General features: G+C 55.7%; 11 protein-coding genes. 8 read left to right on the forward strand and 3 right to left on the reverse strand.

From position 1 onward, the window contains the following. Nucleotides 1–22 precede the first annotated feature (22 nt). From ispG to ACVKSX_RS21445, 7 genes are all read left to right on the forward strand, one after another. On the forward strand, nt 23–1,144 hold the full coding sequence (gene ispG / locus ACVKSX_RS21415) for a flavodoxin-dependent (E)-4-hydroxy-3-methylbut-2-enyl-diphosphate synthase (RefSeq protein WP_003848692.1): 1,122 nt from the start codon (nt 23–25) through the stop codon (nt 1,142–1,144). Nucleotides 1,145–1,249: 105 nt separating this feature from the next. Further along, entirely contained in the window at nt 1,250–2,524 is a 1,275-nt protein-coding gene (gene hisS / locus ACVKSX_RS21420) for a histidine--tRNA ligase (protein WP_010257545.1), read from the forward strand. Nucleotides 2,525–2,563: 39 nt separating this feature from the next. Beyond that, on the forward strand, nt 2,564–3,181 hold the full coding sequence (locus ACVKSX_RS21425) for a YfgM family protein (RefSeq protein WP_010257542.1): 618 nt from the start codon (nt 2,564–2,566) through the stop codon (nt 3,179–3,181). 19 nt (nt 3,182–3,200) lie between these two features. After that, nucleotides 3,201–4,382, forward strand: a complete 1,182-nt coding sequence (gene bamB / locus ACVKSX_RS21430) for an outer membrane protein assembly factor BamB (RefSeq protein ID WP_033769690.1) — start codon at nt 3,201–3,203, stop codon at nt 4,380–4,382. 174 nt (nt 4,383–4,556) lie between these two features. Continuing rightward, complete coding sequence (der, locus tag ACVKSX_RS21435; RefSeq protein ID WP_010257536.1) at nt 4,557–6,047, forward strand: ribosome biogenesis GTPase Der; 1,491 nt, start codon at nt 4,557–4,559, stop codon at nt 6,045–6,047. A 62-nt stretch (nt 6,048–6,109) separates the two neighbouring features. Further along, nucleotides 6,110–6,331 (forward strand): zinc ribbon domain-containing protein, encoded by a 222-nt coding sequence (locus tag ACVKSX_RS21440; protein ID WP_010257531.1) that lies wholly within the window; start codon nt 6,110–6,112, stop codon nt 6,329–6,331. A gap of 313 nt (nt 6,332–6,644) precedes the next feature. Further along, nucleotides 6,645–9,086, forward strand: coding sequence for a glucose/quinate/shikimate family membrane-bound PQQ-dependent dehydrogenase (locus tag ACVKSX_RS21445; protein ID WP_010671320.1), 2,442 nt, complete (start codon nt 6,645–6,647; stop codon nt 9,084–9,086). 270 nt (nt 9,087–9,356) lie between these two features. On the opposite strand, the gene ACVKSX_RS21450 is transcribed toward ACVKSX_RS21445, so the two are convergent. The 3 genes from ACVKSX_RS21450 to xseA form a co-directional block, all read right to left on the reverse strand. Next, the gene (locus tag ACVKSX_RS21450; RefSeq protein WP_010671321.1) at nt 9,357–9,689 is read right to left on the reverse strand and encodes a protealysin inhibitor emfourin; all 333 of its coding nucleotides are present in this window, start codon (nt 9,687–9,689) and stop codon (nt 9,357–9,359) included. Then, nucleotides 9,686–10,699, reverse strand: a complete 1,014-nt coding sequence (locus tag ACVKSX_RS21455; RefSeq protein WP_258994278.1) for a M4 family metallopeptidase — start codon at nt 10,697–10,699, stop codon at nt 9,686–9,688. The genes ACVKSX_RS21450 and ACVKSX_RS21455 overlap by 4 nt, the downstream gene beginning before the upstream one ends. A gap of 446 nt (nt 10,700–11,145) precedes the next feature. Further along, nucleotides 11,146–12,519, reverse strand: a complete 1,374-nt coding sequence (gene xseA / locus ACVKSX_RS21460; protein WP_033758621.1) for an exodeoxyribonuclease VII large subunit — start codon at nt 12,517–12,519, stop codon at nt 11,146–11,148. A 168-nt stretch (nt 12,520–12,687) separates the two neighbouring features. Here xseA and guaB point away from each other — a divergent pair, with 168 nt between their 5' ends. After that, nucleotides 12,688–14,154 carry an IMP dehydrogenase gene (gene guaB, locus ACVKSX_RS21465; protein ID WP_010671324.1) on the forward strand — a complete coding sequence of 489 codons (1,467 nt, stop codon included), beginning with the start codon at nt 12,688–12,690 and terminating at the stop codon, nt 14,152–14,154. Nucleotides 14,155–14,221: the final 67 nt, after the last annotated feature.

The raw sequence follows: 14,221 nt of genomic DNA on the forward strand, positions 1-14,221 counted from the left end.
CGGGCAATTGTGGAGAAGAAATATGCATAACGAAGCACCCATTATCCGTCGTAAATCCAAACGCATTTACGTCGGCAAGGTGCCGGTCGGTGACGGCGCACCCATCGCTGTCCAGTCGATGACCAACACCCGCACCACTGACGTGGAGGCGACGGTAAATCAGATCAAAGCCCTTGAGCGAGTCGGTGTCGATATCGTTCGTATCTCGGTGCCTACCATGGATGCCGCAGAAGCATTCAGACTGATCAAACAGCAGGTAAACGTCCCGCTGGTTGCAGATATTCATTTTGACTACCGCATCGCCCTGAAAGTCGCCGAGTATGGCGTCGACTGCCTGCGCATCAATCCCGGTAATATCGGGAACAATGAGCGCATCCGTATGGTGGTCGACTGCGCGCGCGACAACAATATTCCGATTCGAATTGGCGTGAACGCCGGTTCGCTGGAAAAAGATCTGCAGGAAAAGTATGGCGAGCCGACGCCGCAGGCGTTGCTGGAATCTGCCATGCGCCATGTCGATCATCTCGACCGTCTTAACTTCGATCAATTCAAAGTCAGCGTTAAAGCCTCTGACGTTTTCCTCGCGGTTGAATCTTATCGTCTGCTGGCGAAACAGATTGAACAGCCACTGCATCTCGGTATCACCGAAGCGGGTGGCGCGCGGGCTGGCGCAGTGAAATCGGCGATTGGACTGGGTCTGCTGCTGTCAGAAGGGATCGGCGATACGCTGCGTATCTCGCTGGCCGCCGATCCGGTAGAAGAAGTCAAAGTCGGTTTCGATATCCTCAAGTCACTGCGCATCCGTTCTCGTGGCATCAACTTCATCGCCTGTCCGACCTGCTCACGTCAGGAGTTCGACGTTATCGGCACGGTCAACGCGCTGGAGCAGCGTCTGGAAGACCTCATCACTCCGATGGATGTCTCCATTATCGGCTGCGTGGTCAACGGACCCGGCGAGGCGACCCTCTCTACGCTGGGCGTGACCGGCGGCAGCAAGAAGAGTGGTTTCTACGAAGATGGTGTGCGTCAGCGCGATCGTCTCGACAACAATGACATGATCGATCAGCTGGAAGCGCGCATTCGTGCTAAAGCGTCGATGCTGGATGCCAGTCGCCGTATTGATGTGCAGCATCTGGAAAAATAATGGCGTACGCGGTTTGCGTGCGTGACTTTTTTGACTGAACCTGTGCGGTTTCATCCTCATAAGGTATGATGCCGGACAGGTTTTTTTGCATTAAGAGATTCTAACGTGGCGAAGAATATTCAGGCGATTCGCGGGATGAACGACTACCTGCCTGCGGATACCGCCCTCTGGCAACGGATTGAAGGCGTTCTCAAGCAGACGCTGGCGAGCTACGGTTACAGCGAAATTCGCTTACCGCTGGTGGAGCAAACCCCACTGTTTAAACGCGCCATCGGTGAAGTCACCGACGTGGTTGAAAAAGAGATGTATACCTTCGAAGACCGCAACGGTGAAAGCCTGACGCTGCGTCCGGAAGGCACTGCAGGTTGCGTGCGAGCCGGTATTGAACACGGTTTACTCTACAACCAGGAGCAGCGCCTGTGGTATATGGGCCCGATGTTCCGCTATGAGCGTCCGCAGAAAGGCCGCTATCGTCAGTTCTACCAGATTGGCGTGGAAGTGTTTGGTCTGCAGGGACCGGACATCGATGCTGAACTGATCATGCTGAACGCCCGCTGGTGGAAAGCCCTGGGTATCTCTGAGCACGTTCGTCTGGAACTCAACTCTATCGGTTCGCTGGAAGCACGCGCGCATTACCGCGACGCGCTGGTCGCCTTCCTTGAACAGCATAAAGAGGTGCTGGATGAGGATTGTAAACGCCGCATGTACACCAATCCGATGCGCGTTCTCGACACTAAAAATCCCGATATTCAGCAGCTACTGAATGATGCGCCACAGCTTGGCGACTATCTTGATGACGAATCACGCGAACATTTCAGCGGCCTGTGTGCCCTGCTGGATGACGCCGGGATCAGCTACACCGTCAATCAGCGTCTGGTACGCGGTCTTGATTATTACAATCGCACCGTGATTGAGTGGGTCACCGATAGCCTGGGTTCACAGGGCACGGTATGTGGTGGCGGTCGCTATGATGGCCTGGTTGAGCAGCTCGGTGGGCGCGCAACACCTGCCGTTGGCTTTGCCATGGGCATGGAGCGTCTGGTGCTGCTGGTTCAGGCGGTTAATCCTGAATTTGAACCGACGAGCAATGTGGATGTCTATGTTATCGCTTCAGGTCAGGGCGTGCAGTCTGCAGCAATGCAGCTGGCTGAGAAATTGCGTGATGAAGCGCCAGAACTGAGGCTGATGACCAACTTTGGCGGCGGCAACTTCAAGAAACAGTTTGCCCGTGCTGACAAGTGGGGCGCTCGCGTCGCACTGGTGTTAGGCGAGGACGAGGTCAAAGCCGGTCAGGTCGTGATTAAAGATCTGCGCCGTGGCGAGCAGCAAACGCTGGATCAGGCAGAGGCTGCTGCTGTCTTGCGCTCGCTGTTACAGTAAGCGTGACACAGCACCAACCATAGAAAGGAGAGGGATTGCGTGGAAGTGTATAGCAATGAGAACGAGCAGACCGACGCGCTGCGCAACTTTTTTGCCAACAATGGCAAAGCGTTAGCTATTGGCGTGGTGATCGGCATTGCTGCGCTGGGCGGCTGGCGTTACTGGAGCAGTCATCAGGACGATACGGCGAAGACAGTATCAGCGCAGTATCAGCAGCTCACCAGCGCCATGCAGGCGGGCAAACCGGAGACGCTGGAAGCGGTAAACCGTTTTGCCAGTGAAAACAGCAACACCTACGGTGCGCTGGCTGCGATGGATCTGGCGAAGCAGTATGTTGACGCCGGTCAGCTTGATAAAGCCGCGACGCTGCTGCAAAACGGACTGAAAGATACCAAAGATGCCAATCTGCAGGCGGTGATTAACCTGCGCCTGGCACGCATTCAACTGCAACAGAATCAAGCGGATGCGGCGCTTAAAACCCTTGACGGTGTGAAGGGTGATGGCTGGACAGCCATTGTGGCCGATATTCGCGGCGAAGCGCTGCTGACCAAAGGCGACAAGCAGGGCGCGCGCGATGCCTGGAGTAAAGGGGTTGAATCTGACGCCTCTCCGGCATTGAAGCAAATGATGCAGATGAAGATGAATAACTTAAGCTAAGCCAGTCAAGAGAGAGCGCATGGAATTACGTAAATACCTGCTGCCGGGACTGATTTCAGTCACTTTGCTCAGCGGTTGTTCGCTGTTTAGCGGCGAAGAAGATGTAGTAAAAATGGCCCCGTTGCCGAAGGTGGAAAATCAGTTCACGCCACAGAAAGTGTGGAGCACCTCGGTAGGCGATGGTGTCGGTGATTTCTACTCAAATCTGCATCCTGCCTGGCAGGATAATACGGTTTATGCTGCCGACCGCTTTGGTATCGTCAAAGCGCTCGATGCCGCAGACGGTAAAGAAAAATGGAAAGTCGATCTCTCTGAGAAAACCGGCTTCTTCTCGAAAAATCGCTCAGCCATGTTATCAGGTGGCCTGACGGCTGATGGCGATCGGGTCTATGTTGGCAGCGAGCGCGGCCAGGTTTATGCCCTCAACAGCAGTGATGGTAGCCTGGCGTGGCAGACGAAAGTCGCCGGTGAAGCACTGTCACGTCCGGTAGTCAGCGATGGTCTGGTGCTGGTTCATACCAGCAACGGCATGTTGCAGGGCCTGGATCAGAGCAGCGGTGCCGTGAAGTGGAGCGTCAACCTGGATATGCCAGCGTTGTCTCTGCGCGGTGAATCTGCTCCGGCTGTCGCTTTTGGTGGCGCGATTGTCGGTGGCGACAATGGTCGTGTCAGTGCCGTGGTGCTGAACCAGGGACAACTGGTCTGGCAGCAGCGTATTTCCCAGGTCAGCGGTGCCACTGAGATCGATCGTCTTAACGATGTCGATACCACTCCGGTTATCGTCAATGGCGTGGTTTACGCGCTGGCGTATAACGGCAATCTGACAGCACTGGATCTGCGTTCCGGCCAGATTTTGTGGAAACGCGAAATTGGCGGTGTGAAAGATCTGATTGTGGATGCCGGCCGCATCTATCTGGTCGATCAGGACGATCGTGTGATTGCGCTCAACGCTGACGGCGGTGTCGCCATCTGGCGTCAAAGCGATCTGCTGCATCGCAACCTGACTTCGCCGGTGCTCTACAACGGCTATCTGGTTGTCGGCGACAGTGAAGGTTATCTGCACTGGCTGAACACCACGGATGGTCGTTTCGTTGCGCAGCAGAAACTGGATAGCTCAGGCTTCCAGACCGAGCCGGTGGTCGCCAGCGATAAGCTGCTGATCCAGTCGAAAGATGGTGAGGTTTATGCGATTACCCGTTAACGGGTACACGTCTGGCAGGTGAAATCCTCCGTTCCGACGGCTCCTGATTTAATCAGGGGCCGTTTCGTTTTTAGTCAGGCATGGTATTCTTTGCGCCTTAAGCCTGAACTTGACGGCCAGAGCCGTTATAATCACGCCATTCGGGCGATTAATTATTTATTGAGGCATTTTGTTATGGTACCTGTGGTCGCGCTGGTTGGGCGTCCCAATGTGGGAAAATCTACGCTATTTAACCGCTTAACCCGCACACGTGATGCGCTGGTAGCGGATTTTCCTGGACTGACTCGCGATCGCAAATATGGTCGCGCCGAAGTGGAAGGGCGCGAATTTATTGTTATTGATACCGGTGGTATCGACGGCACCGAAGAGGGTGTTGAAACGCGGATGGCCGAGCAGTCACTGCTGGCGATTGAAGAAGCGGATGTCGTGCTGTTTATGGTCGATGCGCGTGCGGGCATGATGGCCGCCGATCAGCAAATCGCTAAGCATCTCCGTTCCCGCCAGAAAGCGACTTTCCTGGTGGCCAACAAAACTGACGGGATGGATCCTGATCAGGCGGTTGTGGACTTCTATTCACTGGGCCTGGGCGAGATCCACGCCATTGCGGCATCGCATGGTCGTGGTGTGAGCAGCCTGATAGAAGAGGCACTGCTGCCATGGATGGACAAAGTTGAGACGGTCGAGCTCACGGAAGAAGAAGAGAACCAGGCGTACTGGGCTGCGCTTGAAGCTGACGAGATTGCTGAGCAGGAAGCCGCCGAGGAAGAAGAAAACTTCGACCCGACGGGCCTGCCGATCAAACTGGCGATTGTTGGCCGTCCTAACGTAGGTAAGTCAACGCTTACCAACCGTATTCTCGGTGAAGACCGCGTAGTGGTCTACGATATGCCGGGTACCACCCGCGACAGCATCTATATTCCGATGGAGCGTGATGGACGTGAATACGTTCTGATCGACACGGCGGGCGTGCGTAAGCGTGCCAAAATCTCTGACACTGTAGAGAAATTCTCGGTGATCAAGACGCTGCAGGCGATTGAAGATGCCAACGTGGTGATGCTGGTGATTGATGCCCATGCCGGTATTTCCGATCAGGATCTGTCGCTGCTTGGCTTCATTCTCAACAGTGGTCGTTCGCTGGTGATTGTGGTCAACAAATGGGATGGCCTGTCGCAGGAAGTGCGTGATGAAGTGAAAGAGACACTGGACTACCGTCTGGGCTTTATCGACTTCGCCCGCATCCACTTTATCTCTGCGCTGCACGGCAGCGGCGTCGGCAATCTGTTTGAGTCGATCACTGAAGCCTATGACTGTTCGACGAAGCGTGTAAACACCTCGCTGCTGACCCGTATCATGAACATGGCGGCAGACGATCACCAGCCACCGCTGGTACGCAGTCGTCGCGTTAAGCTCAAATACGCGCACGCGGGGGGCTATAACCCGCCTATCGTGGTAATCCACGGTAATCAGGTTAAGGATCTGCCCGATTCTTACAAACGCTACCTGATGAACTATTTCCGTAAATCACTCAACGTGATGGGAACGCCAATTCGTATTCAGTTCAAAGAGGGTGATAACCCTTATGAAGGCAAACGTAACCTGCTGACACCAACGCAGCAGCGTAAACGTAAGCGTCTGCTGGCGCATATGAAAAAGAACAAGCGTTAAGAATAGAGGGCCATCTGGCCCTCTTTTTTTTGCCCTGAATAAACCGGAGCAGGGAGAAAATAGTGACTATTATTTGCGAAAAATGTCAGCAACCGCTATCGCTCAGCGACGGTGAATTTATCTGTAATACCTGCGGTACGCATTACCCCGCACAACCCTGCTGTCCGGCGTGTCATCAGCCGCTTGAGGTGCTCAAAGCCTGCGGCGCGGTGGACTATTTTTGCCGGAACGGACATGGCCTTATCTCCCGCAAGCGCGTCCTTTTCCAGCCGCCAGGTCACTGACGCCGCTTTCAGCTACGCTTAAAACGTCTGAGAATTCAGAGCGACGACTGGCTCATTTTGTAGCAAAAATGCTATTGCGCCGTAACAAATGAGTTGTAGATGTTCACTCTGTAATGTACCAGGTGGTACAATCCTGCCGCGTCGTGGGAGGGGCAAGCCACATCCGTGTTCTTCCGGCCCCTCGATCTCACGGACGCGGGTCTGTTTATATTCGATTTGAAACCGAGCGGTGCCTGGCGCGGACTGCCTTATCGCGCCGGCGTCCGGAAGGCCATCTGTCCGGGCGCTCTGTTTATTCAGGAGAGTAAGTATTATGGCTGAAACATCCTCCCGCTCCGGAAAGGGGCTGGGAATAGCATCCGTGCTGCTCGGACTGGTGCTGCTTGCCACCGGTCTGTTTTTTGCAATTGGCGGCGGCAAACTGGTTGCACTTGGTGGCAGCGGGTACTTTTTAATTGCGGGTATCGTCACTGTACTCTCCGCAATTCAGTTCTTCCGTCGCAAATCCTCGGCAGTGATTCTGTTCCTGCTGGTCTTTGTCGGCACCCTGATCTGGTCGCTGTTCGACGCGGGCCTGGAGTTCTGGCCGCTGGTATCACGCCTGATGGTGCCTGCCGGACTGATGCTGCTTGCCTTCCTGATCTGGCCTTCACTGCGTAAGCATGAAGGTAAGCACTCACTGGCAAAACCCTCTTATGCGTTCTCTGCGCTGCTGGCGGCAGGCATGGTTGTTACGCTGGTGCAGATGTTCCAGCCACATCCTACCGTTGCAGGCACGGGCGAAGAGCTGCCGCTGATCCCGGTAGATAAAGCGAAACAGCAGAAAGACTGGGATAACTACGGTAATACTCCGCAGGGCAGCCGCTTTGTGGCGCTGGATCAAATCACCCGCGACAACGTGAAAGATCTGCAGGTGGCCTGGACCTTCCGCACCGGCGATACCCCTGTCAGCCCGACCGGCAACGGCGCAGAAGATCAGCAGACACCGTTGCAGATTGGCAATACCCTTTATCTCTGCACACCGCACAACAACGTCATCGCCGTTGAAGCCAACAGCGGTAAGCAGATCTGGAAACGTGAAATCAATGCCAAAGCGGAAGTCTGGCCGCGCTGTCGTGGTCTGGCTTACTTTGACGCCACGAAACCGCTGCAGCAGCCAGATAAGCCGGGGTCTTCACCTGTGACTGCCGCAGTGTTGCCAGCCGGTGACAGCTGTCAGCGTCGTATTCTGATGAACACCATCGACGCGCGTCTGATTGCGATCAATGCTGACAACGGTGAGTTCTGTGAAAACTTTGGCGATCACGGCATCGTTGATCTCAAAGCGGGTATGGGCAAGGCACCGGATCCGCAATATCAGCTGACCTCAGCGCCAACCCTGGCTGGCACCACTGTGGTGGTCGGCGGTCGCGTAGCGGATAACGTACAGACGGATATGCCGGGTGGCGTGTTGCGTGGCTTTGACGTTATCACCGGCCAGATGCGCTGGGCGTTTGACCCAGGCAATGTTGACCCGAATGCGATATTGATGCCGGGTAAAGATTATACCCGCAGTACGCCGAACTCATGGGCGCCAATGTCTTACGACCCGGCAATGAACACCGTGTTCATTCCAATGGGCAGTTCGTCGGTTGACCTCTGGGGTGCGAACCGTACTGAGCTGGATCACAAATATGGCGCATCGGTTCTGGCGCTGGATGCCACGACCGGTAAAGAGAAGTGGGTTTATCAGACCGTGCATAACGATCTGTGGGACTTTGACCTGCCGATGCAGCCAAGCCTGATCGACTTCCCGCAAAAAGATGGCACTACCACACCAGCGGTAGTGATTGGCGGCAAAACCGGCATGATCTTCGTACTTGACCGTATGACCGGCAAGCCGCTGACCAAAGTCGAAGAACTGCCGATGCCGCAGGGTCATATCCCGAACGAGCAGTACACCAAAACGCAGCCACACTCGACCGGGATGCCGCAGATTGGCAACCAGACGCTGAAAGAGTCTGACATGTGGGGTGCCACGCCGTTTGATCAGCTGGCCTGCCGCATTGGCTTCAAATCCATGCGCTATGATGGCCTGTTCACCGTGCCGGACACCGACAAGTCTCTGAGCTTCCCGGGTTCGCTGGGCGGTATGAACTGGGGCAGCATGTCGGTCGATCCGAACAACCACCTGTTGTTCGTCAATGATATGCGTCTGGGTTTGTGGGTTCAGATGATCCCGGCTGATACCAGCAATATTGCGCGTGGCAGCAACGGCGGCGAAGCGATCAACACCGGTATGGGTGCCGTTCCGCTAAAAGGCACGCCATATGCTGTGAATAAAAATCGCTTTATGTCACCGCTGGGTATCCCATGTCAGAAACCGCCATTTGGTACGCTGTCGGCGATTGACATGAAAACGCAGAAAATCGTCTGGCAGGTGCCGGTCGGCACGGTGCAGGATACCGGACCATTCGGTATCAAGATGCGCGTGAAAATGCCGGTTGGCATGCCAACGCTGGGCGGTACGCTGGCCACGCAGGGCGGCCTGGTGTTCATCGCGGGTACGCAGGATTACTATCTGCGCGCCTTTGATTCTTCAACCGGGAAAGAGGTGTGGAAAGCACGTCTGCCGGTGGGCAGTCAGGGTGGCCCGATGAGCTACGTCTCACCGAAAGATGGTAAGCAGTACATCCTGATCTCGGCAGGTGGCGCACGTCAGTCACCGGACCGTGGTGATTATGTGATTGCTTACGCGCTGCCAGACAGCAAGTAACAACACTTAATGAAAAGGGCCGACATTGTTGGCCCTTTTTTACGGAAAAGTCTTGCCTGGTTCGCTGTAAGACCGAGCATGCTCAGGGAACACGGTCAGATCGGAAAGTCGCAAAATCGTCATCCATGACTGCTCGGCCCGCGCCGTCCATGGCGCGGGACGCTTTCCTCCTCTGAACGTATTACCTTCGCTTTAAGCTCATTTGTCGCTAACAGATGCACATCGGATTATCAGCAGTCTGAGGGCCGACATAGTCGGCCCTTTTTTTGCTTATTTGCCGTCGCGCCACAGCGCCTGCAACTCAGGTGGCGCCACCTGTTCCGGAATCAACAGCACTATCGTCCCGACCTCGCGGTGGGTTGCATACTGAATCTGGATGCGAAAATAGCGTTGATCGCCACTGCCCACCTGCGCGGCTTTCTCCTCCGGTTCGCCCAGCGGCATCGCCTGCTGCAGCGCATGGCAGACGCGCTCTCTTTCTGGCGGCGGCAGATCGCCCAGCATAAAGCGTCGTTCGGCGCGTAGCCCCGGAATAAAGGCCATGCCGCCTTCACGCGCGACGATGATGGTGGCGTCATCAGTGAGTTCGGGCAGGTCACTCATAGCACGCCAACCTCCTTCCACGCCTGTTCAATGGCACTGCCGACCGATTCGTTGAACCGTTTTTTACCATGCTGAACGGTGAAGCGGGCAAAGGTCTTGAAGTCAGCATCCTGTGGCAGTTCGTCGTCACACACCGTGTCGTACCAGGCATATCCCGCCTGTTCCCACGCATAACCACCCAGCGCTGTTGCTGCCAGATAAAAAGCCCGGTTAGGGATGCCGGAGTTGATATGAACCCCGCCATTATCTTCACGTGTCTTCACGTAATGATCCATGTGTGCCGGTTGCGGATCTTTGCCCAGCATCGGGTCATCATAGGCAGAGCCAGGTTCAGACATCGATCGCAGACCACGCCCATTGATGCCGCTTGCCAGCAGGCCTTCGCCGATAATCCAGTCCGCCTCATCGGCACGCTGTTTTTTACTGAACTGTTTCACCAGCGAGCCAAACACATCTGACAGTGACTCGTTCAGTGCACCAGCCTGCTCGAAGTAGATCAAGCCGGCTTCATTTTCCGTCACGCCATGCGCCAGTTCGTGCGCCACAACGTCAATCGCAATGGTGAAGCGATTAAAGATTTCGCCGTCACCATCACCAAATACCATTTGCTGACCGTTCCAGAAGGCGTTCTGGTATTTGTCACCGTAGTGCACGGTACCGAGCAATTTCAGCCCCTGATTATCCAGCGAATTACGCTGATAAGCCTGCCAGAAGAAGTCATAGGTTACGCCAAGATAGTCCCATGCTTCCTCAGCCGCCACGTCGTCATTGCCGGGCTGGCCCTCCTGACGAATCAACTTACCTGGCAGGGTCTGCTGAGTTTGCGCATCATAAATTTCACGATCCACGTGGCCGCCTGCCGCGGATTTTGCCACCGGCTGCTTTTGCCAGTGTTCCGCCATCAGGTGCTGGACGTGTGTCAGGGTGCGACGCGCCTGCTCCTGCTGGTGGCCGGAACCGTGCGCGATGATTTTGCGAAGGATATAGGGAGGAATAACGCAATAAGCCATCTGAAACTCCTTGGCGACAGGGAATGTGCCAGAAAGTATAGACCCGTCAGGCTGGTTAGACCTCATTAGTGAGGCCAGCGTTAAGTGTTAAAGTGTGAGCTGACGGGCAGAGTCAGGAGGCAGTTTTGCAGCGGCGCTTTTCTGAGGCAACAACGTTGGCAAGCCATCTGAAACGCCCTGGCGACAGGGAATATGCCAGAAAGTATAGACCCGTCAGGCGGGTTAGACCTCATTAGTAAGGCCAGCGTTAAGTGTAAAAGTGTGAGCTGACGGGCAGAGTCAGGAGGCAGTTTTGCGGCGGCGCTTTTCTGAGGCAACAACGTTGGCAAGCCATCTGAAACGCCCTGGCGACAGGGAATGTGCCAGAAAGTATAGACCCTTCAGGCTGGTTAAACCTCATTAGTCAGGCCAGCGTTAAGTGTAAAAGTGTGAGCTGACGGGCAGAGTCAGGAGGCGGTTTTGCGGCGGCGCTTTTTCTCAGGCAGTAACTGCGTCACCTGGCTTTCAACCCAGCCATCATCAAGACGGGTACGGAGCAGGTCGCCGCTCTGGAGCTGTGCGGTTTTCTTCACCACCTGTCCGGCAGTGTCGGTGGTCACGCTAAAACCGCGCGCCAGCGTCGCCAGCGGGCTGACGCCTTCCAGCTGCGCCACCAACTGACCAAAGTGCTGTTTGCTGGTGCTCAGCTGTTTTGTCATGCTCTGCTGCAGGCGGTAGTGCCAGCTTTGCAGCTGTTTTTGCGCATCGAACAGCCGCTGCTGAGGCTGCTGGGCATTGAGTCGATGCGACAGGCGATCCTGCTGACGCGTGGCCTGACGCAGGCGGGTTTCCATCGCTTCTCCCAGTCGCTGCTGCAGGCGGAACAGGGCGGTCTGCTGACGGGCCAGACGCAGCTGCGGATGCTGCTGTTGCAGACGATGCTCAAGGCGGGAGTAAAGCCGCTGCTGACGTGCCAGGTAGTAATCCATCGCCATCTCCAGCCGCTGTTGCTGTGACTGCAACTGACGCAGCAACTCCAGCTGGTTACGGCTGACAATTTCAGCCGCGGCGGAAGGGGTGGGCGCGCGTAAATCGGCAACGAAGTCGGCAATGGTGACATCGGTTTCATGACCCACCGCGCTGACGATGGGAATGCGGCTGGCAAAAATGGCGCGCGCCACGCGTTCATCGTTAAAGCCCCACAAATCTTCCAGCGAACCGCCGCCGCGTCCGACAATTAATACGTCGCACTCGTTGCGCAGGTTGGCGATTTCAATTGCGCGGACGATAGCCGCTGGCGCATCGACGCCCTGAACCACGGTCGGGTAGATGACCACGGGCAGGGAGGGATCACGGCGATGCAGCACGCGTAACACATCGTGCAGCGCCGCGCCGGTGGAAGAGGTGATCACCCCGACCTGACGCGCCGGTTCCGGCAGCGGTTGCTTATGCTGCGGATCAAACAGTCCTTCGGTGGCCAGTTTTGCTTTCAGCAGTTCAAACTGCTGCTGCAGCAAGCCTTCACCCGCCGGATGCATACTTTCGGCAATCAGCTGATAGTCACCGCGTGGCTCATAGAGAGTGATGTTGGCGCGCACCAGCACCTGCTGACCATGCTGCGGACGGAAGGTGACGCGTCGGTTACTGTTGCGGAACATAGCACAGCGAACCTGAGCGCCATCATCTTTCAGCGTGAAGTACCAGTGACCGGATGCCGGTTGCGTGAAGTTGGAGATCTCGGCGCTGATCCAGACCAGGCCCATCTCTTTCTCCAGCAGCTGACGCACTGTCGTATTGAGACGGCTGACGGTAAAAATATTGGCGATGGGTGGCAGCGACATGTGACGAAGATCAAATTCCAAATCAGCAGGTTAATTCATCGATACTACAGTGCTGTCAGTGCGGATCAAGAGTTTTTCGTAAATAATGCTGGAGGCAATCGATTACGGCCTGTATAATGCCGCGGCAATATTTTATCTATTCTCAATCACCCGAGGTGGAGTATTGCCATGTTAAGAATCGCTAAAGAAGCACTCACTTTTGACGACGTTCTGCTCGTCCCTGCACACTCCACCGTCCTGCCGAATACGGCCGATCTCAGTACCCAGCTGACCAAAAATATCCGTTTAAATATTCCTATGCTCTCCGCTGCCATGGACACCGTGACCGAGTCGGGTCTGGCGATTGCGCTGGCACAGGAAGGCGGCCTTGGCTTCATCCATAAAAATATGTCAATTGAACGCCAGGCGGACGAAGTGCGCAAGGTGAAGAAACATGAAAGCGGCGTGGTGACTGAACCACAGACCGTCCTGCCCACCACCCCACTGGCTGACGTTAAAGCGCTGACCGAGCGCAACGGCTTTGCGGGTTATCCGGTGGTTAACCGCGACAACGAACTGGTGGGTATCATCACCGGTCGTGACGTGCGCTTTGTCACTGACCTTTCACAGCCTGTCTCTGCAGTCATGACCCCGAAAGATCGTCTGGTGACGGTGAAAGAGGGCGAAGCGCGCGATGTGGTGCTGCACAGGATGCATGAAAAGCGCGTTGAGAAAGCGCTGGTGGTGGATGACAGCTTCCATCTGCTGGGCATGATCACCGTTAAAGATTTCCAGAAAGCTGAACGTAAACCTAACGCCTGTAAAGATGAGCAGGGTCGTCTGCGTGTCGGTGCGGCAGTTGGCGCAGGTGCAGGTAACGAAGAGCGTATCGATGCGCTGGTTGCAGCGGGCGTTGACGTGCTGCTGATTGACTCTTCACACGGCCATTCTGAAGGCGTGCTGTCACGTATCCGTGAAACCCGTGCCAAATACCCGGACCTTGAAATCGTCGGCGGCAACGTAGCCACCGGTGCCGGCGCACTGGCGCTGGTTGCGGCAGGTGTCAGCGCCGTTAAAGTGGGTATCGGCCCGGGCTCTATCTGTACTACCCGTATCGTGACCGGCGTGGGCGTTCCGCAGATCACTGCCGTCTCTGACGCAGTCACCGCGCTGGAAGGCACCGGTATTCCGGTGATTGCCGATGGCGGTATCCGTTTCTCCGGTGACATCGCGAAAGCGATCGCCGCCGGTGCGTCCTGTGTCATGGTCGGTTCGATGCTGGCGGGGACCGAAGAGTCACCGGGCGAGATCGAACTTTATCAGGGCCGTTCGTTCAAATCCTATCGCGGTATGGGTTCACTGGGCGCGATGTCTAAAGGCTCTTCTGACCGCTACTTCCAGACCGATAACGCCGCTGACAAACTGGTGCCGGAAGGTATCGAAGGTCGCGTGGCCTATAAAGGCCGTCTGAAAGAGATCGTGCATCAGCAGATGGGCGGCCTGCGCTCATGCATGGGCCTGACCGGTTGCCCGACCATTGATGACCTGCGCACCAAGGCGGAGTTTGTCCGCATCAGCGGCGCCGGCATCAATGAGAGCCACGTGCATGATGTGACCATCACCAAAGAGTCACCGAACTATCGCATGGGTTCATAATCCCGATTTCCCGCCCGGCTTCAGCCGGGCGCTTTTATTGATTAAGTCACCGTTCTGGAAAACCCTC

Source organism: Pantoea sp. PvP021 (assembly GCF_054056055.1).